The 25,386-nt window shown below is 35.4% G+C and carries 25 protein-coding genes and 3 pseudogenes; 18 read left to right on the top strand and 10 right to left on the bottom strand.

Annotated elements, in window-relative coordinates:
- Nucleotides 1-96: 96 nt before the first annotated feature.
- The 9 genes and pseudogenes from BLR86_RS01940 to BLR86_RS01900 all read left to right on the top strand — a co-directional run bounded on the left by BLR86_RS01940 (nucleotide 97) and on the right by BLR86_RS01900 (nucleotide 10,484).
- Nucleotides 97-864 (top strand): DeoR/GlpR family DNA-binding transcription regulator, encoded by a 768-nt coding sequence (locus BLR86_RS01940; RefSeq protein WP_090757950.1) that lies wholly within the window; start codon nucleotides 97-99, stop codon nucleotides 862-864.
- 277 nt (nucleotides 865-1,141) lie between these two features.
- Nucleotides 1,142-1,972, top strand: a complete 831-nt coding sequence (rhaD, locus tag BLR86_RS01935; RefSeq protein ID WP_254782218.1) for a rhamnulose-1-phosphate aldolase — start codon at nucleotides 1,142-1,144, stop codon at nucleotides 1,970-1,972.
- A gap of 129 nt (nucleotides 1,973-2,101) precedes the next feature.
- Nucleotides 2,102-3,079, top strand: coding sequence for an AraC family transcriptional regulator (locus BLR86_RS01930; protein ID WP_090757949.1), 978 nt, complete (start codon nucleotides 2,102-2,104; stop codon nucleotides 3,077-3,079).
- 531 nt (nucleotides 3,080-3,610) lie between these two features.
- A pseudogene (locus BLR86_RS01925) lies at nucleotides 3,611-4,569 on the top strand (LacI family DNA-binding transcriptional regulator).
- Nucleotides 4,570-4,632: 63 nt separating this feature from the next.
- Nucleotides 4,633-4,734: an HAD family hydrolase gene (locus BLR86_RS26740; RefSeq protein WP_090758241.1), complete on the top strand. Its 102-nt coding sequence runs from the start codon at nucleotides 4,633-4,635 to the stop codon at nucleotides 4,732-4,734.
- A gap of 465 nt (nucleotides 4,735-5,199) precedes the next feature.
- The gene (locus BLR86_RS01915) at nucleotides 5,200-7,041 is read left to right on the top strand and encodes a XylR N-terminal domain-containing protein (RefSeq protein WP_090757948.1); all 1,842 of its coding nucleotides are present in this window, start codon (nucleotides 5,200-5,202) and stop codon (nucleotides 7,039-7,041) included.
- Between the two features lie 312 nt (nucleotides 7,042-7,353).
- On the top strand, nucleotides 7,354-8,559 hold the full coding sequence (locus BLR86_RS01910) for an acyl-CoA dehydrogenase family protein (RefSeq protein ID WP_090757947.1): 1,206 nt from the start codon (nucleotides 7,354-7,356) through the stop codon (nucleotides 8,557-8,559).
- Nucleotides 8,560-8,583: 24 nt separating this feature from the next.
- The gene (locus tag BLR86_RS01905) at nucleotides 8,584-9,558 is read left to right on the top strand and encodes a catechol 2,3-dioxygenase (RefSeq protein ID WP_090757946.1); all 975 of its coding nucleotides are present in this window, start codon (nucleotides 8,584-8,586) and stop codon (nucleotides 9,556-9,558) included.
- A gap of 104 nt (nucleotides 9,559-9,662) precedes the next feature.
- The gene (locus BLR86_RS01900; protein ID WP_090757945.1) at nucleotides 9,663-10,484 is read left to right on the top strand and encodes an alpha/beta fold hydrolase; all 822 of its coding nucleotides are present in this window, start codon (nucleotides 9,663-9,665) and stop codon (nucleotides 10,482-10,484) included.
- 286 nt (nucleotides 10,485-10,770) lie between these two features.
- Here BLR86_RS01900 and BLR86_RS01895 read toward each other — a convergent pair whose 3' ends face one another.
- The 3 genes from BLR86_RS01895 to BLR86_RS01885 all read right to left on the bottom strand — a co-directional run bounded on the left by BLR86_RS01895 (nucleotide 10,771) and on the right by BLR86_RS01885 (nucleotide 12,867).
- Nucleotides 10,771-11,472, bottom strand: coding sequence for a mandelate racemase/muconate lactonizing enzyme family protein (locus BLR86_RS01895; protein ID WP_139185558.1), 702 nt, complete (start codon nucleotides 11,470-11,472; stop codon nucleotides 10,771-10,773).
- A complete protein-coding gene (locus BLR86_RS01890) occupies nucleotides 11,462-11,761 on the bottom strand; it encodes an enolase-like domain-containing protein (protein WP_090757943.1) in 300 nt (99 codons plus the stop codon). Before BLR86_RS01890 ends, BLR86_RS01895 begins: the two co-directional genes overlap by 11 nt.
- Before the next feature lie 527 nt (nucleotides 11,762-12,288).
- On the bottom strand, nucleotides 12,289-12,867 hold the full coding sequence (locus BLR86_RS01885) for a TetR/AcrR family transcriptional regulator (protein WP_090757942.1): 579 nt from the start codon (nucleotides 12,865-12,867) through the stop codon (nucleotides 12,289-12,291).
- Nucleotides 12,868-13,315: 448 nt separating this feature from the next.
- Between BLR86_RS01885 and BLR86_RS01880 the strand changes: the two genes are divergently transcribed.
- The 4 genes and pseudogenes from BLR86_RS01880 to BLR86_RS01865 all read left to right on the top strand — a co-directional run.
- The gene (locus BLR86_RS01880; protein WP_254782202.1) at nucleotides 13,316-13,678 is read left to right on the top strand and encodes an iron-sulfur cluster biosynthesis family protein; all 363 of its coding nucleotides are present in this window, start codon (nucleotides 13,316-13,318) and stop codon (nucleotides 13,676-13,678) included.
- A gap of 134 nt (nucleotides 13,679-13,812) precedes the next feature.
- Nucleotides 13,813-14,127 carry a thioredoxin family protein gene (locus tag BLR86_RS01875; RefSeq protein ID WP_090757941.1) on the top strand — a complete coding sequence of 105 codons (315 nt, stop codon included), beginning with the start codon at nucleotides 13,813-13,815 and terminating at the stop codon, nucleotides 14,125-14,127.
- A 248-nt stretch (nucleotides 14,128-14,375) separates the two neighbouring features.
- Nucleotides 14,376-14,810 carry an OsmC family protein gene (locus tag BLR86_RS01870; RefSeq protein ID WP_139185557.1) on the top strand — a complete coding sequence of 145 codons (435 nt, stop codon included), beginning with the start codon at nucleotides 14,376-14,378 and terminating at the stop codon, nucleotides 14,808-14,810.
- A 444-nt stretch (nucleotides 14,811-15,254) separates the two neighbouring features.
- Nucleotides 15,255-15,509 (top strand): annotated as a pseudogene (locus BLR86_RS01865) (nitrilase-related carbon-nitrogen hydrolase); the annotation flags it as partial.
- 167 nt (nucleotides 15,510-15,676) lie between these two features.
- Here BLR86_RS01865 and BLR86_RS01860 read toward each other — a convergent pair.
- From BLR86_RS01860 to BLR86_RS01840, 5 genes are all read right to left on the bottom strand, one after another.
- Nucleotides 15,677-15,868: a hypothetical protein gene (locus BLR86_RS01860; protein WP_090757939.1), complete on the bottom strand. Its 192-nt coding sequence runs from the start codon at nucleotides 15,866-15,868 to the stop codon at nucleotides 15,677-15,679.
- Nucleotides 15,869-15,977: 109 nt separating this feature from the next.
- Complete coding sequence (locus BLR86_RS01855) at nucleotides 15,978-16,433, bottom strand: YfmQ family protein (RefSeq protein ID WP_090757938.1); 456 nt, start codon at nucleotides 16,431-16,433, stop codon at nucleotides 15,978-15,980.
- Nucleotides 16,434-17,052: 619 nt separating this feature from the next.
- Nucleotides 17,053-17,484, bottom strand: a complete 432-nt coding sequence (locus BLR86_RS01850) for an Hsp20/alpha crystallin family protein (RefSeq protein ID WP_090757937.1) — start codon at nucleotides 17,482-17,484, stop codon at nucleotides 17,053-17,055.
- 21 nt (nucleotides 17,485-17,505) lie between these two features.
- A complete protein-coding gene (locus BLR86_RS01845; protein ID WP_090757936.1) occupies nucleotides 17,506-17,748 on the bottom strand; it encodes a spore germination protein in 243 nt (80 codons plus the stop codon).
- Between the two features lie 22 nt (nucleotides 17,749-17,770).
- The gene (locus tag BLR86_RS01840; protein WP_090757935.1) at nucleotides 17,771-18,025 is read right to left on the bottom strand and encodes a spore germination protein; all 255 of its coding nucleotides are present in this window, start codon (nucleotides 18,023-18,025) and stop codon (nucleotides 17,771-17,773) included.
- 833 nt (nucleotides 18,026-18,858) lie between these two features.
- Here BLR86_RS01840 and BLR86_RS01835 point away from each other — a divergent pair.
- A protein-coding gene (locus tag BLR86_RS01835) for an IS3 family transposase (protein ID WP_090757934.1) occupies nucleotides 18,859-20,003 on the top strand; the annotation gives its coding sequence in 2 pieces (ribosomal slippage) (nucleotides 18,859-19,138 and nucleotides 19,138-20,003; 1,146 coding nt in all).
- Between the two features lie 83 nt (nucleotides 20,004-20,086).
- Here the strand turns inward: BLR86_RS01835 and BLR86_RS25575 are convergent.
- Nucleotides 20,087-20,155: pseudogene (locus BLR86_RS25575) on the bottom strand (30S ribosomal protein S4); the annotation flags it as partial.
- Nucleotide 20,156: 1 nt separating this feature from the next.
- Nucleotides 20,157-20,828 carry a GntR family transcriptional regulator gene (locus BLR86_RS01830; protein WP_302847190.1) on the bottom strand — a complete coding sequence of 224 codons (672 nt, stop codon included), beginning with the start codon at nucleotides 20,826-20,828 and terminating at the stop codon, nucleotides 20,157-20,159.
- A 445-nt stretch (nucleotides 20,829-21,273) separates the two neighbouring features.
- Here BLR86_RS01830 and pdhA point away from each other — a divergent pair, with 445 nt between their 5' ends.
- From pdhA to BLR86_RS01810, 4 genes are read left to right on the top strand one after another with little or no spacing between them, the layout of a single operon-like run.
- Entirely contained in the window at nucleotides 21,274-22,359 is a 1,086-nt protein-coding gene (gene pdhA, locus BLR86_RS01825) for a pyruvate dehydrogenase (acetyl-transferring) E1 component subunit alpha (protein ID WP_090757932.1), read from the top strand.
- A gap of 34 nt (nucleotides 22,360-22,393) precedes the next feature.
- Nucleotides 22,394-23,365 (top strand): alpha-ketoacid dehydrogenase subunit beta, encoded by a 972-nt coding sequence (locus tag BLR86_RS01820; protein ID WP_090758237.1) that lies wholly within the window; start codon nucleotides 22,394-22,396, stop codon nucleotides 23,363-23,365.
- Between the two features lie 39 nt (nucleotides 23,366-23,404).
- Nucleotides 23,405-25,099, top strand: a complete 1,695-nt coding sequence (ilvB, locus tag BLR86_RS01815) for a biosynthetic-type acetolactate synthase large subunit (protein WP_090757931.1) — start codon at nucleotides 23,405-23,407, stop codon at nucleotides 25,097-25,099.
- Nucleotides 25,100-25,106: 7 nt separating this feature from the next.
- Nucleotides 25,107-25,358, top strand: a complete 252-nt coding sequence (locus BLR86_RS01810; protein WP_090757930.1) for a hypothetical protein — start codon at nucleotides 25,107-25,109, stop codon at nucleotides 25,356-25,358.
- Nucleotides 25,359-25,386: the final 28 nt, after the last annotated feature.

Below are 25,386 nucleotides of genomic sequence, written 5' to 3'. Positions count from 1 at the left end.
AATATGTTATAATTAGCAAATATATAGATGTGGAAATAAAGGTAAATCAACATAAAAACAAATTTAGTGGTAGTGGATTCGGAAGGGGTATTAGTAATGCTTGTTGCAGAAAGACAAAAAAAGATTGTAGAAATAGTCAATGAACGGTTAAGTATACGAGTAACTGAGCTTAGCAAGATTTTTTCGGTTACAGAGGAAACGATTCGACGGGATCTCGAGAAATTAGAAAAAGAGAATCTATTGATGCGCAGTCATGGGGGGGCCGTTAGTATTGAAGAGGATAAAGGAGAGACTTCTTATTTAGAGAGGGAAGTAACCAATGCAGCGGAAAAAAAAGCCATTGCAGCGGTAGCGGTTTGCTCCATCGAGCCAGGTGATCAAATTGTGCTAGATGCAAGTACAACTGCATGGTATGTCGCTAAGGAACTCCCAGATATGCCATTAACAGTTCTTACAAATTCGATAAAAGTGGCAATTGAGCTAAGTAAAAAGGAACAAATCAAAGTGATTTCTACAGGCGGAACATTATTACCGCAATCCCTATCATATGTCGGTCCGCTTGCAGAACGATCTCTTAGTATGTATCATGTCAACAAAGCTTTTCTATCTTGTAAAGGAGTCCACTTGGAAAAAGGTCTTAGTGACTTAAATGAGTCACAAGCACTTTTAAAAAAGCAAATGATGGAGATATCGGATGAAATTATATTGATGGTAGATTCCAGTAAATTTGGAACACGGGCATTTTCGCAAATTTTCCCTATTACAAAGGCTGACTGCATAATTACGGATTCAAATTTAGATGTAGAAATAATAAAACAATTAGAAGAAAAACAAATAAATGTGGTACTAGCAAACAAAATATAAGGAAAATTACTTATTCAGGCCGTTTTTTTTGGCCTGTTTTTTTGTTTATCTAACTTAACATAGACTGATATGTGAAAACACGCTAAGGATCCAAAAAGAAAATGGATACAATTATGACTAAAATGTTAACAAAACAAAAGCAAACGGAAGTAAAGTGTTGTATTTATGTTGATTTGTATTTGAATAATAAGTATGATAACAATGTGAAGAATAAAACAAAAACTATTTAACATAAAAAACAACTCTATTCAAAATTAAGGAGCGAATTAAGATGAGCATGACAATGATCAAAGATGCTATCTATACAGCACCATTTTTACAAGAAATGTTAGAAACTACATCTAATTTATACCGTTTAGGATGGGATGAGCGTAACGGTGGAAATATCAGTTATTTATTACATGAGTATGAGGTTCTTCCATATTTGAATGTAGATGTTATAAAAAGAATCGTACCGATGAACTTTGATGCATCAGTACTAGCTGGTCGATATTTCATTGTAACAGGTTCTGGAAGATATTTTAAAAATGTGAAAAAAGATCCTGCGAATAACTTAGGTCTCATTCGTATTTCAGCGGATGGCAAGAGCTATGAAATTCTTTGGGGATTTGAAGATGGCGGTGTTGCAACAAGTGAGTTGCCTACACACCTTATGAATCATATGAAACGTCTATCAGTAGATAAAAACCATCGTGTTATTATGCATTGTCATGCAACCCATTTACTCGCAATGACCTTTACACATAGTTTGAGAGAAGAAGATTTTACAAAAACCTTATGGGAAATGTGTACAGAATGTCTGGTTGTTTTCCCTGAAGGTGTTGGCGTTATTCCTTGGATTGTTCCAGGTACAAATGAAATTGGGGAAGCAACAGCTGAAAAGATGGAGGCTGTCCGTCTCGTACTTTGGCCGCATCACGGAATCTTTGGTGCTGGAACAACCATGGATGAAACCTTTGGTTTAATTGAGACAGCCGAGAAGGCAGCTCAAGTATATACAATTGTTTGTGCACAAGGTGGTAAACAGCAAACCATTACAGACCAACAGCTACAAGATCTTGCAGATGCCTTCAAGGTAGTTCCTCGCTCAGGAATACTACACGGGTAACTTCAGTATAAAAATTATGGGACATTATAGTGGATAGGTGTGTTCTCAAAATGGGAGCATGCCTTTTTTATACTTTAAAATGTGATATAGTTTTTAATATGGATAAAACGTAGGATTTAGGTGAAACCAATGCCCAACGACATTCTAAAAGAGCTATTACATTTAACGGAAGAAGAACAAATGATCCTTGAACATCAAACGACTGTTAGCAAACAGCTTTATACAAGTAAGACTAATTTTATCATCGAAAGTGAAAAATTTTTAAGTCAAGATAAGATGATAGCCGTTCGTAAGCATACTCGATTTGTTGAATTCCCTTTACACAAACATGATTACATAGAGGTGAATTATGTATATAATGGGGAACTTGAACAGACTGTAGGAGGTAAATCGCTTATCCTGAAAAAGGGAGAACTGCTCCTTTTAAATCAGCACATTGAGCATGAAATCAAAGCTTGCAGCACGGAAGATATTGTAATTAACTTTATCATTCGCCCAGAATTCTTTGATTTTATTTTTTCATTTTTAAGTTCCGAGAATATTATAAGTGATTTTTTGATTAATAGTTTATATAACAATACCCAGAATGGACAGTTTCTTTATTATAAAGTAGCTGAAATTGACTCCATACAGGATTTAGTCGGTAAAATGATTTATGAAATTATGAATCCTTCGACTTTTTCCGAGTCTGCCATTAAGCTTTACATGGGATTGTTTATGATCGAGTTAATTAAGAATTCCGATAAGGTGGAGCGAAAAGAAGAAGCATCCTTCCAGCACTATTTGATCGTGGAATCGCTTAAGTATATTGAAGAAAATTTTAAAGACGCCTCTTTGTATGAACTTGCAGACCAGTTGAACCAGTCCCACTATGGGCTAAGTAAAACAATAAAAAAGGCAACAAGCCATACCTTTAAAGAATTATTGCAAGAAAGACGGCTAATAAAGGCAAAAGAATTATTAGAAGGGACCGAAATGCCGATACTGTCCATGATAGAGCAAGTTGGCTATGATAATATCAGTTATTTTTATCGAATCTTTAAAGCAAAATATGGTCTGACTCCAAAAGAATATAAAAAGCAAATCAGGAATAACAGAATGACGTAACTTTAATCCATGTGAGTGAAATGAGCCCGGCAGAAGCTTCTGCCGGGCTAGTGTTGATTTGGGAAGGTTTTTAATACGTCTCGAAGAGGATTCGAACCTTGAATGTACAGTTTAGTAAAAGTATGAAAGTGGTAAAATAGATCGCACTAATCTTTACAAAAAGCCTTTTTATCTGATAATCACCTTTAGGATTTACTGAGTTACAGCTAATTTAAGTATTTGACATGGAACGCGTTTCATAATTTACACTCAAAGCAAATAACAGAAAGCGAGGAGACAATTGAATGTTTGAAATAATTTTACTTTGCTTAATAATCTATATCGCAGCTTTCTTTTGCTTAAAGTCCTCAGAACAACAGATAAAAGTGGAACCAATCCAATCCTTTGATGATTTTTTCAGCGATTCAACTATAAAAAAACGTACAACTTATCGAAATAATTAGGTGAAACTAAAGGGTGGACATGTAAATCAACTTGTGAATATATAAAATTCATGATGATTACTATCGTATTTTGAAAATAGGTGAGAACATGGCAAATATTAAAGACCTGGCCAAAATGGCTGGAGTATCCAAAACCACTGTTTCCCGTGTATTAAATAATCATCCATATGTTAGTGAAGAAAAAAAGAATGCTGTTTTAAAGGCTATTCAATTGACCAATTATCAAAAAAACATAAATGCTGTTCATTTAAGTACTGGAAAAACACAGTTGATTGGAGTGATTCTACCATTCTCCGATCATCCATATTTTGCTCAGTTATTAAAGGGAATAGCAAAGCAAGCATTGGACAATAACTATAAGTTGGTCTTATTTCAAACTGACTATCTGGAAAGCAGGGAACGGGAAGCTTTACAAATGCTGAAACAAAAACAGATTGATTCACTAATTATTTGTTCGAGATCCTGTGATTTGTCTGTTATTGAAGAGCATCTACAATTTGGACAAATTGTATTATGTGAAATGAGTAAAGGGGAAAAGTTGTCATCCACTTATGTTGACCACTACAAAATCTTTTTTTCTGCATTAGAATATTTGTATCATAAAGGTCATAGGAAAATTGGGTATTGTATAAGTAGAAAAACTGGGACAAATAGCGGTTATCGAGAGAAGGCATATAGGGATTTTGTTGAAAAATATAATTTGTTTTTTCAGCCTAATTACATTATCAATGAGTGCATTTATTTCGAAGACGGTGAAAAAGTCATTAACCGATTAAAAGAAATGGATCCACCACCATCGGCATTGTTGGTGACGAACGATCAAGTTGCAGCTGGAATCGTTACCTTTTGTCAATCTCAGAATATATCTATTCCAGATGAACTTGCCATCATTGGATTCGATAATCAACCAATAGCTAAAATGATGAATATTACTACAATAGACACCCTCTTGAAGAGATGGGAAAAAGCCTATTCCTTCAAGCAGTAAATAGTGTTATCGCAAGTAAGGAAATATCGGTAAAACTAATTGAAAGAGGAACAGTTTAAGCGTATTATTCTTTAAAAATACACTTTGAAAGTTGGAGCAATAGTGACTCATAGAAGCATAGCATTATATTCTTTGATATAGATGGAACTTTGCTAAGGCATGATAAAGAATTGCCTCTTTCAACTAAAGAATCAATTTTAAAATTAAAGGAACTTGGACATTAACCTTAACACGATGTATTGCCCATTGTAACTAACAATGGTGTTAATGGGATTCTTCATGGTCTTCAAATGGTGGGTCTGTTATAACTCAATATCGATGACCTACATTAAGACCGAAAAATAATAGAAGTTTTAATTAAAACTTCCAATTTTTCGGTTTATTTTAATTCAAAAGATAAACATTTTTATTTAAAGTTGATATTACCAATAAAAGATCGCAAAAAATAACCATCATGATTTTTTAACCCCCAACCCTTGCATGAATTGGTTTCATTACTACGGGTAGAAAAGAATCCTGTAGTTCCATACAGAAAAATTGAAAGCCCTTACATTATTATTTACCACTTTTCCATAAGGTGTTATAGTATTCTGTATATTAAGTGTAAAAATGGTAATTATTGTGATTAATACTTTTAATTCTATAAAGTGTCTCGTAGATTAGAATATTCTCATTATAGGGGTGGGTGGATGAGTATGCAGGCGGATTTAGGACAAGCAAATATTAATGATGTTTTCCGATTGCCTAAAGAGGAAGCTTTAAAAGTATTTTATGATCGGATCATTACAATTCCAATTGGAGCAAGAACATCGTTAAAAAAAGAACTTGTATCGACTATAGGGGAAGATCGTACTAAAGGGGTTTTTATTCGATATGGCTGGCATTGCGGTGAAAGTGATGCAAAAAAAGTAAAGTCGTTTCAATGGAAAAATGAGCGGGAATTAATTGAAAACGGACCAAAATTTCACATGCTACATGGTTATTTAGATGATGTAAAAATAACAGATATGCAGTTTGACGAAAAAAATCAATTAAAATACATTGATGTAACGTGGATAAATTCATTTGAGGCTCACGAATTTTTAAAAGACGGGGTGCTTAGTGATAAGCCTATCTGTCATACACTTTGCGGATATGCAAGTGGATATTTATCTACTGTTTTGCAAAAGTCTATTATTGTAAAAGAAATTGAGTGTCGTGCGATGGGATATGAGGAATGTAAGGCCATTTGTATGCCTATTGAAAACTGGGGCGAAGAACTAGAAAATGAACATAGCTATTACCAATCAACTAGTATGATTCAAGAATTAGATGAGGTAACAGCAAAACTTAAAATAGAACGTGATTATTTAAAACTAGCAAATGAAGTGCAACGTAAACTAACCCAGGAATTACTATCCAAACAAGGAGTTCAACGAATTGTAGACTTATTATTTGATACAACTGGAATTCCAACATTTATAGAAAATGAATATAACAAAATTATAGCAAAATCTAAGAATGTCTCGATTAACTTTGATTTAGCTAAAATAAAATCTAGGAATACCGAATTTGTCAGTATTTCTCCTGAAATTGGTTTGCTTAGAACCCCTATTTTGTATGAGAGTGAAGTAAAGGGGTATTGTTCGTTTCTTTATTTAGAAAGTTGTAAGCCAACTGAGTTTGAGTACATGATTATCGATAAAGCCTCTTTAACGGTATCTGTCATATTACTAAATGAAAATATAAAGATTAACACCGAACAAAATGTAAAGCGCAGTTTTTTAAATGATGTTTTAGAAGGACGATTAGAGCAAAAAGAAATTTATAAAATTGCTTATTATCTTACTTTTCCTCCTGATGAATCTTATTGGATGCTTACTTTAGAAAGAACCACCAACCAATCCGAAATCAATCGTGAAATAGAAGTAAATGAAAAATTAATAAGACATATTAATTTGTTTTTAAAAGAAAGAAATATAAATGCCATTGTTTCTCAAAGGTTAGATAAAATTATTATTTTAATTGAATATTCAACATTTAAATCGTTAAGTACTGAACGACAAACATTTATCAATCAATTATTAAAGCATTGTTTACGCCGTTTTGTAAAATATGCATTTTATATAGGTGCCAGCTCGGTAGTTGAAAATATCAGCCAGCTAACTATTATTTATAATGAATCATTAGCTGCTTTAAAGGCAAAAAATCCGAAAAAGCATATTTATTACTATGAGGATTTGGAGATTGAAAGTGTTTTATTTCAAATTCAAGATGAAATATTAATTGATCGTTTTGTAAATCAACAGTTAGGCAGATTGCTAGAAGTAGATAAGGATTTTGATTTAACAAAGACGTTATATGCATATATCGAGAATGGAATTAATCTGAATAACACATCAAAAGTTCTTTCAATGTCTATTAGTGGGCTAAGATACCGTATGAGTAAAATTAGCGAGATTCTAAATATTGACTTAAATGATACAAAACGTATTTTTTCAATTTATATGGCATTAAAGATTTTAAAAGCACAGGGGAAATTCGACTTCTAAGTAAACTTCAAAAACAATTAACAGCGAGAAGGACCTTAGAATCTAGTTTTTTTAAGACTATTTTCTAAGGATTTTTAAATTTTTTCAAAAAAATATTTTTTACTATGTTCACAGTGAAAATACTAGATAATAGCAGTAATAATGCGCTTTCTATAATATTCCGGAAAATCAATTAGTCTAAAAATTCTAAAAACAACTGTTTTTCCGTATTTCGTATAGCTATTTTTAATCAGCTTAGGCTATTACAATAAAATTAATCAGGTCACCGCTACTCGAAATGATAACGTTTGCAAAACGAAAGGAGAAGTGGAAATGGCAGTTAATTCTTTAGCAGTTCTTGAAAAAACGATTAATCGAGAGGAACTACTTCAAAAAGCAAAGGAGCTTGGCGAGCTAGCAGAGAAGCATGCTGCACAATCCGATCTGGATGGAAGACTTCCAGATGTGGTATATGAAAAAATCAAAGAAGCAGGCTTTCAAAAGTTACTAAGGCCTAAAGTATATGGTGGTCAAAATTTAGACTACTATACATTTGGTGATATTATCCGAACGGTAGCGAACTACAATGTTTCGGCTGCATGGCTAACATACTTTGCTATTATCCATGAAACATGGCCTGCATTTCTACCTAAACAAGGGCGTGACGAGTTATTCAATAGCGGTGCTTTAATGGCTGATGTTTTCGCACCAATTGGAAAAGTGGTTGATGACGGAGAAGGATATCGTTTATCAGGTCAATGGAATTTCTGCAGTGGAGTATTTGGGTGTGACTGGATTGCATTAGGCGCAGTTCATAAAATGCAGGACGGTACTGAACCAGAGTTTAGCCTATTTATCGTTCATAAAAAGGATACAGAAATTATTGAAAACTGGGATACGATCGGATTACGCGGAACAGGCAGTAACGCTGTTAAAGTAGATAACGTATATGTCTCACCACACCATGTTTTCCCGTTATCAAGGGTATTGAATGGGGCTACTTCGCCAGATGAAAACTATGAAGAAGACTATCAAATTTTCAATGTTCCTTATCTTGCATTCTTCTTGGCTGGCTTCCAACACGTTTTAATTGGAGCAATTGAACGGTTGATTCGTAACTTTAAAGAAAAAACTGAAAATCGCATTCGGATCTTCAATAACAATACGAACGAAAAAGAGGCAGGATCTGCTCAACGTACGCTTGCTGAATTAAACATTCAGTTAACAGCATTAAAGGCTTTAGCAAAAGATTATGCGGATCGATTACATTATTATCAAGATAACAGTATTCGAGTATTAGAGGAAGAAGAGCGTGAATTGCTGTTTGCGATTCGTGGATATACAGCTAAAACAGCATCAGAAATGGCTACCCGTATTTTGATTACACTCGGTGGTAATTCAGTATACAAAAGCGATGGTAGTGAGAGATTCGTTAGGGATATTCTTGCAGTTGCTGCTCATCCAACACATCAATACGAGGATGCAATGGCTGGTTATGGAAGAACTATTGTTGGATTTACAGGTCACCCAACCTGGTAATTAAAAAATTGGAGGAATAATAAAATGACAAAAGAACCTATTTTAGATGTAGCTCAGCTCGCACATTTTGAAATTTATAGCCCAAAATTAGAGGAATCTGTAGCGTTTTTTAAAAACATCCTAGGAATGGACGTAACGCATCGCCAAGGGAAATCCGTTTATATGCGCGCTTATGAAGATCACTATCTTAATACGTTGATCATCACTGAAAATGATGAAGCCGGCTTGGGTCACATTGGTTGGAGAGCTACATCTCCTCAAGCCTTAGAACGTCGTGTAGCTGCAATTGAAAAATCAGGATACGGTATTGGATGGATTGAGGGTGATATCGGGCACGGACGTGCTTACCAATTCAAATCACCAGATGGTCACAAAATGGAAATTTTGTGGGATGTCGAGTATTATGAGGCTCCTGAAGATCAAAAAACTCCATTACTAAATCGTCCGCAAAGACGTCCAAACCGTGGAGTACCTGTACGGCGTTTAGATCATGTAAATGTATTAGCAAAAGAAGTGAAAAGAAATGTTGAATTCTTTGAGGAGGTACTAGGTTTTAAAGTACGCGAGCGCATTCTAGCTGATGACAATTCTGATATTGCAGCTTGGTTAAGTGTAAGTAACTTAGTACATGACATTGCCATTATGGGAGATGCATTAGGTGAAGAAGGTCGTCTGCATCATATTTGCTACTGGTACGGTTTTCCTCAACATTTATCAGATGTAGCAGATTTACTAATTGAAAGTGGTTACCAAATTGAAGCTGGTCCAGGAAAACACGGTGTTACACAGGCTGCCTTCTTATATGTTGTCGAGCCAGGCGGAAATCGCGTTGAATTGTTCGGTGATCCAGGTTATCAAATTTTCGATCCTGCTTGGAGAACAATTGAGTGGAAAGGTAAAGATTTAGAAAAGGCAATTATCTGGCATGGATCGAATTTACCACAAGAATTCTTCAAATACGGTACACCTGTTAGAGCTGAAGAACTTGTTGAAAATTAATTAGACAAGAAGTCACTAGCTCGGCCAATTTGGTCGAGTTGTGATTTTTTTAACTACTATTAATATAATGAATAACTTTTGAAATAGGATAGGGAGGGGTTTACTTGCAAATCAGTTCAAACTATATAAATATTAATGGAATAAACACACATTATCATGAAGAGGGCACAGGAAATGAAAAAATCATTTTAATTCATGGCTCAGGTCCAGGGGTATCAGCATTTGCAAACTGGCGTTTAGTTATTCCACGTTTAAGTGAATCGTATCATGTTTATGCACCAGATATTATTGGCTTCGGTGAAACAGATAAATTATCTAATCATGATTATACTATTGGCTTATGGGTAGAACATTTAATCAGCTTTATTGAAGAAGTTTCGAATGAACCGGTTTATTTAGTGGGTAATTCATTTGGTGGTGCATTATCTCTTCAAATCGCATATCGCAGACCAGATTTAGTGAAAAAATTAATCTTGATGGGGAGTGTTGGTACAAAACATCCTATTTCTGAAGGCTTAGACCGCGTCTGGGGCTATGAGCCAAGTCTGGATTCAATGAGAGAACTCATTAAATTATTCTCCTATAATCAAGAAGCAGCTAACAATGAGGAGCTTGTTCGTATGCGCTATGAGGCGAGTATTCGACCGGATGTAAAAGAAGCTTTCTCTGCAATGTTCCCAGCTCCACGCCAAAATAAATTAGATGAAATGGCATTGGAGGATGAGAAAATTAAAGAAATAGAGACGAAAACATTAATTTTCCATGGCTTAAATGACCAGGTCATTCCAATCGAACACACAAGCTATCGCCTAATACAACTATTACCGCATGCAGAATTACATGTCTTTAATGAATGTGGTCATTGGACTCAAATTGAAAAAACAGAGCCGTTTATTGACAATATTTTAACTTTTATAAAAAACTAATCTTTAATAATGATAGAATTTATTCGAATTTTAAGACCAAATATACCTTATTTCAATTAGATTTGTAATTCAGTTTTACCCATTAAAAAACCTCCTCAGGTTCAATGACCTAAATAGGTTATTACATAGATGCTTTATCGTAACTACGTGGGTGAAGTTTAACGCTTACGGGAAAGCCGTTTGTCTAATAGGAGATATGCGGTTTATTCGAGAGGGCAGCCATTAAAGTGGGTGCCCTATTTTCTACTTTAAATAGTTTTAACTTTATAGCTTTACGGTAATGACTTTAAGAGATATGGGATATTAAATATTGCTTCATAAAATCTCGATTTAGCTCAAAACCTAGCCCTGGGCGATCCGGTGGACTGACAAATCCATTTTCATACGGAATGAACTCTTGAAACATCTGACCTCCTAAAATGGGATTCGTGTTCGGCGGATAGTACTCAAGGATGAGCCCGTTAGAAATAGATGCAAGCAAGTGGCAGTGAAGCTGCTGGCTGCCATGGGGAGCAACCTGAACGTTAATGACCCTGGCAAGATCAGCAATCTTTTTCCACTCGGTAATTCCACCACAGTAATGGGCATCTGGATTAATAACATCAACAGTATCATTAATTAGTAGCTCACGGAATCCATAGGCCGTATATTCGTTTTCACCTGTAGCGATTCGAACATTGCTTTTTTGGGCTACCCGCTTTAGCCCTGGGAGATCATCCGGATGTACCAGCTCTCCAAACCAATATACATCATACTCTTCAGAGCCACGCGCCATCTCAATAGCATCACTAGGGGTATAGGCGTTATTCGCGTCGATCATGAGCTTTACGTCAGGACCAATAGCCTTTCTCACCACTTCGATCCTTTTTAAATCTTCCTTGACCAACAGTTTGCCAATCTTCATTTTGACAGCTTTATCTCCCATATCAACACACCTAAGCATTTCTTCAATCAGACCCTCTATACCTTTTGAGTCCTCATAGTCCACCAGCAATGTAAGCAGGCTGCTTCTGACGGTAATTGCCCAGGAGCTTGTATAAAGGTTGTTGGGCAGCTTTGCCCATAATGTCCCAAAGTGCAATATCTATACAGGAAACAGCTCTAATGCCCAAACCTTTGCGACCGGTAATTTTTGGTCGATACAATAAAGACCAAATCTTCTCATAATCATAGGGATCACGACCAACAACGACTTCTTTAAGGCTCAGGACCGTAGCTAGTACATCCGCTCCACCTTTAACCCATCCGAAGCCTGTAATCCCCTCATCTGTCTTCAAGTGGACCCGTGATCAGGTCATATTTGCTATAGGTATAAATCCTGTTCTCTACAGGCTTCTCGAAGGGGCAACTATAATACGTCGCCTCCAGACCAATAATTTGCATATAATATCCTCCTTGCATAATTGCCTTGTCTAATTAAAAGAACCTACAATATTTAGGTTCGTTTCAGCCATATCTTCTTTACCTATTTATTTAGATGGAAAAAAAGAATAGTATTCTTTCAAAAAAAAGGAGCTATCTCTAAAAGATTGTAATTAATAATCTTTTAGGATAGCTTCTTTTCGTTATGGAGGATATGGTGGGATTGGCTATTATCTTGTTTCCGATACCTATATTCCTTTATTCAGCAATATTATTCTTTGTGAGGTATGGGGAGGTATCCATATTTGGACATTTTGATGAATGATAAAGCTGAAATTCAACCTAAGCAGCTCCTATTAAAAGTGAAGCCTTTAATGGGTTTATCAAGCTAAAAAAGACTTACTAATCCTCAGTTAGTAAGTCTTGTCTTAACTTTTTGTCTTTAATCTAAATGATACTGTTGTTTAATCACTTCAAAAATATTTTGTAAAACTTGGATGTTTTGTCGGTTTACCATTAATAAAATTCCGCCTTCAATCATAGCAACAATGGATTCTGCGTTTTTTTTCGGATTAATTGATTCATCTAACTGATGATTCTCAATCATTTCCGTTAATATATCAGTGACTGAGTTTACCCAGTGATTAAAAAATTCTTTAATTTTTACTCGGAATTCCTCATCTTGGACACTCATTTCGATTGCCAAATTTCCCATTGCGCACCCATACTTAATTTCCATTTCTGCATGACTTGTCTCCACCCATTGGAGCATGCGATTTAACTTAGTAACAGGGGCATCTGAAGTTTTCAGAATTCCAATTATTAACTGCCCTTCCCAATCTTTGACCAGATCTTCTACAATAACTAATCCAAGATCATGTTTTGATTGAAAATAATGGTAAAATTGTCCCTTTCCGATATTAGTAGCTGCCATAATATCGCTGACTGATGTCGCTTGGTAGCCTTTTGAGTGTATGACCTCTCTAGCTATTCGTATTATTTCCTGTTTTTTAGAAGACATAATAACTACAACCTCACTCTTGATAACTTAAGCATAAGATCCGCCTGCACGTACTGCGGAAGCTATCATGATGGCTTCTGCAAGTTCGTCACTCGTTACCCCTAGTTTGTCTTGAGTATTTTCTTTCGTATAAAAATTTGTTGGCAATTTTAAAACTCCTTTTAATTTTATTTAATTTATCCTTTAAATCGCAGATTTAAACGCGAAATTTACCAACTGTTCGGTACAATTATTATAGCATTATTTTTTGCTAAGATACAATACTATCCGCTTAGACACTAGTAGGTTCTTCAAGAAAAATGGTTGTTAAGATAAAAGGATTATATTTCCATACTAAATATTTTGTTGCCAATAATAAAAAAAGTATGTTAGACTAAAATTGTACCGAATGGTAGGTACAAAATTATAAAAGCATACTTTTTATAAATACAGTAAATTCTATTCATTAATGAGAAGAGTGAAAGGAGCAAGAGGTTTGAATATCACCATTACAGACAGTGCGATAGAAGAACTAAACAAAAAAATCGGAGAACAAAATGGAATATTAAAAATAAAATACGAAATCGACGAACACGAGTTTTTCGGCTGTGCTGGCGGAATGCCGACTTTATGGTTTGTCTCTTCTGCGGAAGAAAATGACGATCTTTTATTTGATACAAATAATCGCCCAGTTTTAATGGAAAAGTCAAAACTACTCTTTTTTGAAAAAGAATTAAAAATTGACTTTTCGATTACAGCTAACAGTTTTCAATTAATAAGCCCTCAGCGAATCATAAACGGAAGAATGTCATTAATTAATAAAGTGAAATAAGAAGGATTTTCGTTCGAAATTGGGGAGTAAAAAAACTATTTTGTCATTGCGTATCAACAAGTTTATAACAATAGTGAAGATGAAAAGCTTTATAAATAATTCGAAAATTGATAGACCCACTTGGAGGAGAAAACATGAAACAAGTTAATACAGAGCAAGAATATCTTGAGCAAATTTCCCAAGATGAACTAACTATTGGAATTTTCACTACAACTTGGTGCCCAGACTGTAAACGGTTAGGAATGTTTATTGATGAAGTTACAGAAGAGCATCAGGAAAAACAATGGTTTAAAATTGATCGTGATGAGTTTCCGGAAATTTCTGACAAACAAAGTGTTATGGGAATCCCATCTTTATTAGTTTTTAAAAACGGTGAAAAGCTTGCTCATTTGCATAGTGCAAACGCTAAAACTACAGAAGCAGTGAAAGAATTCTTAAACAAACTATAAAATTTCGTTAAATACCAATGATTTGATTTGTTAATAGTACAACATTCTTTAAAAATATAACCTGTTTACTTGCCAACTTTTTAAAGAGTGTGGTAAACTTCATTTTGTACCGACCGGTAGGTACCTATTAAAACGTTAAACCTGTTCTTCTTGTCTTTTAACGAAGTGTTTGCGATATCCATAGCGTATAAACATACGTAAATAGGCAAGATAATTATGCAATTAATTTAATAGAAGGAGTGTTAATTATGGCTGATATGAAAATAAATGTGAATGCTGTTTGGGATGGAGGGGTAACAGGGAATGGAACCCTTAAAGCAGAGTATCTTGATACAAAAATCGCTATTCCAACATCATTAGGAGGTAGTGGTAACGGAGCAAATCCAAAAGAGGTTCTCGTTGCTTCTGTAACAACTTGTTATGCAGCAACGCTAACATTTGTGCTTGAAAGCAGAAAACTTCCTTTGGCGGAACTTACAGTGAACTCTGAGGCAAATATATCTGATAATGAGTTTAAAATTATCCATTATCCTCAAATCGTTTTATCTGCTGGCGCGACAGAAGAACAAATTCAATCTGCACAAAGAGCGACAGAAGCAGCAGATAAAGGGTGCGATGTCGGAAATATTTTGAAAAAAGCAGATGTTAAAATTGAAGTTCAAGGTAAAGTTTCAGTGAAATGATATGATTCTGCCGTTTATGAAAGCTATCAATCGCTATTTTAAGGATTTGGGAGTAAATGAAGAACAAATCCATTGCGAATTTTTTGGACCAATGGTTGTTTAGAAGAACAAGAACAAAAAGAACTAGCTACCGTATAAAATACCCTTGCCGTAATTTCAACTATCATAAATCATAATCAAAAACCGGTTCCACAAGTGGAATCGGTTTTTTTGTCAGGATTTAGTCAGGAAATGACCTTACTCGTAAGTCAACTGGTGCGAACTGAAAACGGATTGCTGCTTATGTTTTTTCATATCAAAAAATCACGATTTTATCGTGTTTCTTTTTATTTAGAAGTAAAACTGGATGGTAATAAAATTTATAAATCATTTATTATGAGAAGTAGATTTTATTAATGTAACAACTTGAATAGTAAAATAATGTAAAAAATATTTTGTGAATATTTAGCTTGTTATGATGACCTTGTTTCATCGTCAAATGTGATGAGTAACGGTGGAAGTGCCATCGTTGAACCGCTTGGTGATTATGTTGCGGAGCCTGTTTGGGGAAAAGAAGAGATCATCATTGCAGACCTGGATATGAAACAGATAGCCTATAGTCAATTTGACTTTGATTCTGTTGGTCATTATTCAAGGCCGGATGTTTTTAAATTGTTAGTAAACAAAGAAAAGAAGGAAAGTACAATTTGGATGAAATGACCAAATTTCTATCTGATATTAAGCCGTTTTCTTTATAAGGGGATTCGGCTTTTTTACATATTGAATTCAGGTTCTTTAGATTTGACTGCCTAGATTTTTACTTTACAAAAAATAATAACTATAAAAACGCAAGGCATAAGCTCTTTCGTTTTTATAGTTATTCTTTCTTATTGCCATCTTGCAGATTTTGCTAATTCAGTTAAAGCCCAAATAAGGTGAAACATAAACATGGAAATACAAATGGGTATAACGATTAATAGATTTTTTCCGTACCGTTCTTTTAACATTCCTGCAAAATAACCACAAAAAAATAAAACTACCATTGCAGCAACAAGTACTAGCATGAGGACTAACTTCATGTTTACCACCCTTAAGTGAAAAATATTAAAATATGTGAAGAAATATTTATACAACAAATCATTACTAGTTTCTGGAAACAAATGTTATTTATTGTATATCAAGCTTGTCTTATATTACATCTTTAGTCATTACCTTGGCAGATAAAGTGAATTTTTGTAGATTATCAGACCTAAGATTATAAGCTACTACTTTCTTATTGTACTGCTTGACTACATAAACGTAATCTGCAAAACAATAAACCAAGATCTTACTATCTTTTTTCCCTCTTTTTATGTTGATAACAAATGGAGTAACATTAGTCTCTGGATGTAGAAATAATTTTTCTTTGCCTGGAAAGATATCATATTGTTTTAAAAAAGTCGCTTCATTAAAATACTCAATAAATCGAATTTTTTCTTCCCCTTCTAGGTGTTTTTCAATATATGTTACAGTAACATCTTTTGAACTAAGTTTTGGATGAAGTGCAAATTTACTTGAAATCCATTCCACAACTGCACTTGGAGGACTCGTTACCATTTTAATCACAATTCCAAGCAATACCGTAAGTGCAATGGTCCATGTCATATCTTATCGACTCCTTTAGTCATAATCTCTGATTATTAATTTAAGCGTAGGTACTCGTATTAATCTTTTACATTTAGATTATCACAAATATCATAAGGTAATTTTTCACGTAACGAACCATCCAATTCATAAGGATTTTTGCCAACCACTTGGTTTGTGGATACGCCTCCTTTTTACCCATCTTACTATAACCACACAAATCATCCTACCTACTTACAAGTTAATCGGTGTTACCCTGTCGATACAGTGAGGAATAAAAAAGCTAGTATAGGAAACGTGGACAAAAAGAAATTGATGTGAGGAAATTATGGAGTCTTGGGAAGCTAATGGATTTCGTTTTACGAACGTGAAAAATCCAATAAGGGATGTGGGAATTCATATTACACATACAGCGGAGTGGAACTATTATATGAAGAAATCCCTGCGCCGGAAAAATTAGGTGACCTCCTAACTGACGAACTTCAAATAGCGCAAGGCTAGATTCATAACTGGCTAAATTGGTATTTTTCTGAGTTTTTAACTATCTTTAAAAGCTAGGAAGGCGAAGAGCATGGTTTGGAGAGGGGAAACGTTGTAGTGGATAATAGTAATTGAAGGGAATTTAGGCTTTTAGTGGATGTTAGATATTGACGTTTATCTTTTCTATCTGTCTTGGATAACTGATGTAAAGGAGTCCATCTTGATACTGGACCGTTAATAAATGTGCCTCTGTTGGTTCAGGCAGATCAATTTCAAAACTCATATCCCCATAATATCTTTCCTGCTTTATTGCCAGTTCGTTTGAAATTGGCGGGACTACGGTTGTTTTTATTGAAATACGACTTTTTGATATTAAATTAAATAAAAGATCGTTTACTTGAATACCGGGTAATTCAACAAGAATACAGATTGTTGTATCATTTTGATAGGTATCATGTTTGGGTACATCAACATCAAAACTTTTGGTAAAAAATTCTTTTGGGGGTTGTTGATTTAAAACATTGCTCCAAAAATCACTTTGTTGATATTCATTTGTTATTTCCATCCATTTTCTTATTTTTTCAATATCCATTATTTTACCTCCTAGTTCATTTTATATTTGATTAGAAATTGGCATGGATGGATTGGCAATTTGATCTTGGTCACTTACATCTGTATCAATAATTCCTGAGTTCATCTGTGAAAAGGTTGGTGAAAAATCTCCTTGAGAAAAATTAGCACCTATAAATTTACTATTCGCAGTGTGACTATTATGAACAGTTGGTCCAATATCAATATTTCCATTCTGTGTTGCTCCATTGACTTTTATATTGAAGATATTAATCTGACAAGGCATTTTTTCCTCTTCCCCCTCTAGTTTAGAAACCTGGGATTCTTCCCACGTTTGTACTATCAGAATTCCCGATATCTGTCATATCGTTTACATCTGGGTCAATCAGTATATTTTGCAAATTGGCTTCTGTAGGGGACATGTCACCATATGATGAGTTAACTCCCTGTACCTTGCTCTTTGCAGTATGACTATTATGTGAAGCTTCACCAATGGTTACAGAGCCGTTTCCAGAAATGCTATTTATCTTGAGATTATATAAATTAATTACTATAGATGGCATAACTTCTCCCTCATTCTAGGTAACGAATTTAGAATAGCGTATGCTTATATTTGCCTAAATGACACCAGAGTTTTTGTGAAGGACTGGAAACCAGATGTATTCCTATTTTTTGATGTTGAAGCGCCTCTAAATTCTAAAAAGGGTTGGCATACACTTTCCATTTCCTACTATGTTCTTTGACTTTTCGATGTATTTTATGAAAATATAATAAAAAAATCTATGACTAGAGGATAAGACTATAAACAAATGTATATAAAATTACGGTCAAGCTCATCAGAACAAACCCTAGATTTAATCTTCGGTTTTCCGTTAAGAATTTTTAGCAAATTGATGACAAAGTGAATTAAAATTATTCATAAGTAACAATCCTTTTGTATTACAAGTTATGGTTTATATTCTATAAGAGTGCAAGTCAGTAAAGGAAACAAAAGAAATATAAGAAGAGCTTTAATCGAGGGCGATTGGTTGGAGAAAATGGGGCATTATTAGCATGTTATGTCCGAGAGAAAAAAAGCTGGTTTTTCTGAAGGTCGATACTTCGAATACGATGCTGCTGACTATTACCGAAGACTTGTTTTGAAAAATTATTGAAAAGAATCGGACCGAAGGATTCGAACAAATTCCACCTAGAATTTATTAACCATCACACATAGCCGACTTTTATAAAATTTACAAAATGTAGCGCAAATCCACAGCCAAGGTTAATACAGCAAAAATAAAAAGCCTTGATTAAAGGCACGGCACTGACCTAAAAAAGTGAGACAAATAAAAACACCTTTCGTTGAAAAACGGGTATACAATACCTAAATAATCAATGCGGAGGTGTTTTTTCTATGGGGACAAGAGTTAGTTATCCAGTAGAAGTAAAAATGAAGGCCATTAAAATGCGGTTGACTAAGGTGCTGGTAAAAGAAGTAATGGAAGAATTGAACATTCGGAACAAAACGCAATTAAAGACATGGATGCGGTGGTATCGAAATGGAGAAATCCACCGTCTCCATCAACCAGTTGGTAAACAATATACCTTTGGAAAAGGACCAGAATTTGATAGTGAGACAGCCAAGCTACAGGCAGAGAATCGGTATTTGAAACAGCAGATTGAAGTCTTAAAAATGTACGCGGAATTGGAAAGGAAGTGGCGCCAAAAGTAGTAATCCAATTGGTAGAAGAATTAAAGGATGTTATGCCAATAGGCGAGATCTGTCGGCACCTAGGCGTAGGTCGCTCATCATACTATCGTTGGAGAAAGAATGCGGATCAACTCACTCAAAAAGAAATTCGAGATCAACAGATTAGCGACTTGTGCAAACAGCATAAGTACCGATACGGTTATCGCAAGATTGCCGCTCTGTACCCAGGAGTTTGTGAGAGGACTACGCAGCGTACCATGCAAAAAAATAGTTGGCAATGTAAAGTAAAGGTGAAGAAACGCAAACGTACCGGACAGCCCGCATACGTCGTACCTAATTTAATGGCACGTGATTTTACAGCGTCTAAACCCTTGGAGAAGATGGTCACGGATATTACGTACTTGCCTTTTGGCCAATCAATGATGTATCTTTCTAGTATTCTCGATGTCTACAATGGCGAGATTGTGGCACAAACTATCGGTTTCAAACAAGACACCGATTTTGTGTTGGACACGCTGTCTCAATTGCCTGAGCTACCAAAGGGGTGTATTCTGCATAGTGACCAAGGTTCCGTTTATACATCCTATGCTTATCAAAAAGGAGTCAAAGAAAAAGGAATTATCATGAGCATGTCCCGTAAAGGCACGCCAGCTGATAATTCCCCAATCGAATCGTTTCATTCCTCTCTAAAGTCTGAAACGTTCTATCTCGACGATATTTATCGTACAACCAATGCTCTTATGATTCGGATCGTCGAAGAGTACATCAATTATTATAACAATATCCGTATTCAAACGAAACTAAACAGCCAATCGCCGGTTCAATACCGTCAATTGGCTGCAAAATAGGGTGTTTTATTCTTGTCTCAAAAAGGTTAGTCAGTGCCAACGCTTCTAGGGTTTTTATGACTGCTATCTAATAAGCAAATTAATTAACGAGAGTAAAACTCGACGATAAGAGTTTCGTTAATTTTAGCTGGTAATTCAGAACGCTCTGGTAAACTACTTTTTTCTATAAGAATTATCATTATTATTGGCTTGAATAATAAAATTCAAGTTACTTTCTATATGATTTCTCATTTCTTCCTCTGCTTTTGCAATATCGTTATCAACTAAGGCCTGAAAAATACTTTTATGCTCATCTGTAAAATCCAACCTGGTATGATAATTCCGAAAAATATTATTTCGCATATAAGTGATTTTAATTTGGATTTTTGTCATTAATTCAATCAATTGCTTATTTTTTGATGCATAAATAATCAAGTCATGAAACTCTTGGTCATAAGCACTAATATCCTTTTTTGAATTTTTCTCGACAGCTTCTCTTAAGTTCTGAATATTTAAAGACAGTTTTTGCTGTAATGTACCTGTCATATTTTTAGATGCCAGACGCACTGCTAGCAACTCAAGATATTCTCGACATTGAAATACTTCAATTATATCTTCTAAAGTAGGTTTAAAAAGATGAACAGATCGATCGTCCTGAATAAGTAGTCCATCATGCATCAGCATTCTAATGGCTTCTCTAAGTGGTCCTCTACTGATTCCTAGTTTTTCGGCAAATTGTAATTCAATAATTCTTTCCCCAGGTTCGTATTGCCCCTCTAAAAATTGCTTTTTCATAATATTGTATGCCTGTATATGTAGGGGTCCCGGCTTTATTATCCGACTCATACATCCACATCCCATTCTAAGCCTTGTTATCCATATAAAAATGTGCATTTAGTTTAATCCTAACTATATACTAACCTCACTATTTGGAAAAGAATATTTACTTAATTTTAAAAGGTATTTTAATAGAAATTATTATTTCATGTGACTAACTGTAGGCGTTTTCTTACAGTTGTCTGTTTTGCCTTACATTTTAGATATTTGAGTGACAAACTTACAGATTAAAAAACACATTAGTAAAGGGAAACATCCATCAGTTTTAAAATGGCATGGAAATTGCATTAGTATAAAGTAACTTGGTGATTGGTTCTTCAAATAGGTGAAAAACCTTTCATTATTGGAGAAAATCGTAAGTCATTGTTGACAGTCAACAATGACCCTGATATTATCAACCTAAATTATATTAATCATAATCTTTTGAATATTCAAAATACTGGAGGGATACAAAATGAGTCAATCAACAGTACAAATATATTCGGATCATTCTAAGGTTCTTTCAATTCTAGATAAGGATGGGAAGATCATGAATCATGATCTTATCCCACAACTATCTAACGAAAGATTGATAGGACTTATGAAAAAAATGGTATTTACTCGGATTTGGGATGAACGGGCAATTAAGTTAAACCGCCAAGGACGATTGGGGCTATGGGCTCCAGTCTCTGGTCAAGAAGCTAGCATGATTGGGAGTGAGGATGCCCTCTCTAAAGAGGACTTTATCTTAGGAAGTTACCGTGATATTCCACAAATTGTTTGGCACGGTCTACCTCTTTATCAATCATTCCTCTATTCAAGAGGTCATCAACATGGGGGACAAATTCCGGAAGGTGTTAATGTTTTGATGCCGCAAATTATTATTGGAGCTCAGATCATCCAAGCAGCAGGTGTCGCTTTAGGTTTTAAGCTTAGAAACAAAAAGAATGTGGCCATCGCTTATATTGGGGATGGAGGTACATCTCAAGGAGACTTTTACGAAGGTATTAATTTCGCAGGTGCCTATAATGCACCAGCAATCTTTTTTGTACAAAATAATCAATATGCCATATCAGTTCCTATAAATAAACAAACAAGAGCAGAAACTCTTGCACAAAAAGCAGTTGCTGCCGGAATAAAAGGAATTCAGGTGGATGGTATGGATGTTCTTGCGGTTCATAAAGCCGTATCGGATGCGGCTGAAAGAGCAAGAAATGGAGAAGGACCAACTTTGATTGAAGCGATTACTTATCGTTACGGTGCCCATACAATGGCAGGTGATGACCCGAAAAGATATCGTAATAAAGAAGAGGAAGATGAATGGAAACAAAAGGATCCATTAATTCGCTTTAGAAAATATTTGACTACAAAGGGTCTATGGAACGAAATAGAGGAAGAATTAGTGATAGAGGAAGCGAAAAAGGCTATTGCCGAAGGAATCAAAATGGCTGATGAGACACCCAAAATGACAATTCCTACATTAATAGACTCAATGTTCGAGCAAACCCCTTCTCACTTAGAAAAACAGAAGGCAGAATTTATCGCAATGGAGGGAAATTAAGGTGACACAAATTCCAACAGCTAATACAGTGCAAATGACTATGATTCAAGCAATCAATGATGCAATGAAAATTGAGCTTGAACGCGATGAAAATGTTCTTATTTTTGGTGAAGATGTGGGTCATAATGGAGGGGTTTTTCGTGCTACTGAAGGTTTGCAGGAAATATTCGGTGAACACAGAGTTTTTGATACTCCGCTAGCTGAATCAGGGATAGGTGGATTAGCCATCGGACTCGGACTACAAGGATTCCGTCCAGTAGCTGAAATCCAGTTTTTTGGCTTTATGTTCGAGGCAATCGATTCGATAGCCAATCAAGCAGCCCGAATGAGATTCCGGTCAGGGGGAAGATTTCATAGTCCAATTACGTTTCGAGCCCCCTATGGTGGAGGCGTTAAAACTCCTGAGAATCATGCAGATAGTTTTGAAGGTATGATGTTACAAACACCTGGAGTAAAGGTAGTGATCCCATCTAATCCATATGATGCTAAGGGGTTATTGATTTCTTCCATTCGTGATAATGATCCGGTAATTTTTTTGGAGCATATGAAGCTATATCGTTCTTTTAGGTCTGAAGTTCCAATAGGTGAGTACACGGTCCCAATTGGCAAGGCAAAAGTAGTCCGAGAAGGTGAGGATGTAACCATCATTACTTACGGTGCTATGGTCCATACCTCCTTAGATGCAGCTGAGAAAATAGAGAAAGAACAAGGCGTTAAAGTCGAAGTCATCGACCTGCGTACCATCAGTCCTATTGATATAGAAACAATTGTTAAATCTGTACAAAAAACCAATCGTGCTATTGTAGTTCAGGAGGCACAAAAAACAGCAGGAGTGGCAGCTGAAGTCATAGCTCAAATTAATGAAGAAGCTATGCTTTATTTAGAAGCTCCTGTGTTACGCGTAGCCCCGCCAGATACGGTTTATCCATTTTCGGTTATCGAGGATGTATGGATTCCTACTTCAGCTAGAATCATAGAGTATGTGAATAAAGTGTTGAACTTCTAGTATTGGTTTCTTGACCAACATTAAAAAGGAGGAGCAAAAATGTTGCAACAACTAACTAAGTGTAAAACAGGCGGAGAAATCGTCGTAGAGTGTTTGAGCAGGCTTGGGGTAGATTTAATTTTTGGTTATCCTGGGGGAGCTATTCTTCCGGTTTATGATGCACTCTACGATAGCGGGATTAAACATATTTTAACGAGACATGAACAAGCCGCTATACACGCTGCAGAAGGATATGCAAGAGCAACCGGCAAGCCTGGTACCGTCATTGCAACCTCCGGACCTGGTGCTACCAATTTAGTGACCGGAATTGCGGATGCTTACATGGACTCTACTCCTTTGGTCATCATAACTGGTCAAGTTTCTACCAGCTTAATAGGTAAGGATGCTTTTCAAGAAACAGATATTCTTAGTATGACCATGCCAATCACCAAACATAATTATCAAGTTAGAGATGCAGGTGACCTTTCTCGGGTAATGGCTGAGGCCTATCATATTGCATCCACAGGTAGACCTGGTCCCGTTCTAGTTGATATTCCAAAGGATGTAGGAAAACAAAAAGTGCCGTTTGAATTTTGCGAAAAAGTTGATCTCCCCGGTTATAAACCAATATATGAACCTTATTTACCTCAGATAGAGGAGATCGCGTTACAAATTTCAAAATCTAGACGACCATTATTATATATTGGCGGCGGCGTGATTCACTCTGAAGCCTCAGAAGTAATTCTAAAATTTGCTAAAAGAACGGGGATACCAGTTGTATCAACACTAATGGGGTTAGGTAACTATCCGCAGCATGATCCCCTTTTCATTGGCATGTTAGGAATGCATGGTACTTATGCAGCCAATAAAGCTGTAAAGAATTGCGATTTATTGATTGCATGCGGAGTTCGATTTGACGACCGTGTAACGGGGAAAATAGAAAGTTTTTCACCGTATTCTATAAAGGTGCATATTGATATAGATTCGTCAGAAATAGGCAAAAACGTAAAAATAGATTATCCACTTGTTGCTGATTTAAAGAAATCCATTCATTTACTAGATCAGAAGATTCAATCCGTTCCTAACACTGGAAATTGGCTTTTTGAAATAAATCAATGGAAACAGGAAATGAAGCTGTCCTATAAAGAAGATGATGACACACTTAAACCTCAGACAGTTATTAATCTTATTAATGAGTACACAAACGGAAATGCAATCATAACGACAGATGTAGGGCAGCATCAAATGTGGGCAGCCCACTATTATCAAACGAACGGGCCAAGACGATTTATCACTTCAGGTGGTTTAGGAACGATGGGATTCGGCCTTCCAGCGGCGATTGGTGCACAGTTCGCTAATCTAAATGAAACAGTTATATGTATTTCAGGAGACGGTTCATTCCAAATGAATATTCAAGAACTTCAAACAATCTTTGAGCATAAGTTGCCGATTAAAATTTATATACTAAATAATGGTCATTTAGGGTTGGTAAGACAGCTACAAAAGTTCTTTTTTAATAATAGAGTTTATGGGGTTGAGCTCAGTTCTCCAGATTTTGTTAAAGTGGCGGAAGGTTATCAGATTAAAGCAATAAATGCTTCCAATAGACATAATGCAGAAACAGCCATCATAGAGTCTCTTCGATATGATGGGCCTGTTCTAGTAAATTTCTTCGTAACAAAAGAAGAAAATGTGTACCCAATGGTGCCGCCAGAAGCTGCAAACGAAGATGCCATATATTCTACAGAGGAGTGAGGAAATAATGAATTTTCATTTAGCTTTTAAAATAGAAAACAATCCATATCGATTCATTCACATTACTCATTTATTATCCAAAACCAAATGTAAGCTTATAGATTTCAATGCCAAACAAATAGATAATACAAATCTATTATCTATTCATGTGAGTCTACAAGGGGAAAGAAGAATGTATAACCAGTTGGTTCATATTTTAAATAATTCCGTTGGGGTTATTGATATATGTTTTGAAAAAGAAAAATTAGCAGCAATTTAAAGTTTGGATGAAGTTCTTTTCAAACGAC

The organism is Bacillus sp. OK048, assembly GCF_900103525.1.
Lineage (GTDB): Bacteria > Bacillota > Bacilli > Bacillales > Cytobacillaceae > Neobacillus.
The sequence above is the reverse complement of the archived record's forward strand: the minus strand, read 5'-3'. Positions and strand labels throughout refer to the sequence as shown.

Coding starts and splice junctions, on each gene's coding strand:
- BLR86_RS01845 (WP_090757936.1), bottom strand. CDS start 17,748: ATGCCTTGTCAGATTAATATCTTCAATATAAAAGTCAATGGAGCAACA.
- BLR86_RS01870 (WP_139185557.1), top strand. CDS start 14,376: ATGGCTGATATGAAAATAAATGTGAATGCTGTTTGGGATGGAGGGGTA.
- BLR86_RS01905 (WP_090757946.1), top strand. CDS start 8,584: ATGACAAAAGAACCTATTTTAGATGTAGCTCAGCTCGCACATTTTGAA.
- BLR86_RS01840 (WP_090757935.1), bottom strand. CDS start 18,025: ATGCCATCTATAGTAATTAATTTATATAATCTCAAGATAAATAGCATT.
- BLR86_RS01830 (WP_302847190.1), bottom strand. CDS start 20,828: ATGAGTCGGATAATAAAGCCGGGACCCCTACATATACAGGCATACAAT.
- BLR86_RS01880 (WP_254782202.1), top strand. CDS start 13,316: ATGAGAAGAGTGAAAGGAGCAAGAGGTTTGAATATCACCATTACAGAC.
- BLR86_RS01860 (WP_090757939.1), bottom strand. CDS start 15,868: ATGAAGTTAGTCCTCATGCTAGTACTTGTTGCTGCAATGGTAGTTTTA.
- rhaD (WP_254782218.1), top strand. CDS start 1,142: ATGACAATGATCAAAGATGCTATCTATACAGCACCATTTTTACAAGAA.
- BLR86_RS01875 (WP_090757941.1), top strand. CDS start 13,813: ATGAAACAAGTTAATACAGAGCAAGAATATCTTGAGCAAATTTCCCAA.
- BLR86_RS01885 (WP_090757942.1), bottom strand. CDS start 12,867: ATGTCTTCTAAAAAACAGGAAATAATACGAATAGCTAGAGAGGTCATA.
- BLR86_RS01910 (WP_090757947.1), top strand. CDS start 7,354: ATGGCAGTTAATTCTTTAGCAGTTCTTGAAAAAACGATTAATCGAGAG.
- BLR86_RS01820 (WP_090758237.1), top strand. CDS start 22,394: ATGACTATGATTCAAGCAATCAATGATGCAATGAAAATTGAGCTTGAA.
- ilvB (WP_090757931.1), top strand. CDS start 23,405: ATGTTGCAACAACTAACTAAGTGTAAAACAGGCGGAGAAATCGTCGTA.
- BLR86_RS01915 (WP_090757948.1), top strand. CDS start 5,200: ATGAGTATGCAGGCGGATTTAGGACAAGCAAATATTAATGATGTTTTC.
- BLR86_RS01940 (WP_090757950.1), top strand. CDS start 97: ATGCTTGTTGCAGAAAGACAAAAAAAGATTGTAGAAATAGTCAATGAA.
- pdhA (WP_090757932.1), top strand. CDS start 21,274: ATGAGTCAATCAACAGTACAAATATATTCGGATCATTCTAAGGTTCTT.
- BLR86_RS01850 (WP_090757937.1), bottom strand. CDS start 17,484: ATGGATATTGAAAAAATAAGAAAATGGATGGAAATAACAAATGAATAT.
- BLR86_RS01810 (WP_090757930.1), top strand. CDS start 25,107: ATGAATTTTCATTTAGCTTTTAAAATAGAAAACAATCCATATCGATTC.
- BLR86_RS01855 (WP_090757938.1), bottom strand. CDS start 16,433: ATGACATGGACCATTGCACTTACGGTATTGCTTGGAATTGTGATTAAA.
- BLR86_RS01930 (WP_090757949.1), top strand. CDS start 2,102: ATGCCCAACGACATTCTAAAAGAGCTATTACATTTAACGGAAGAAGAA.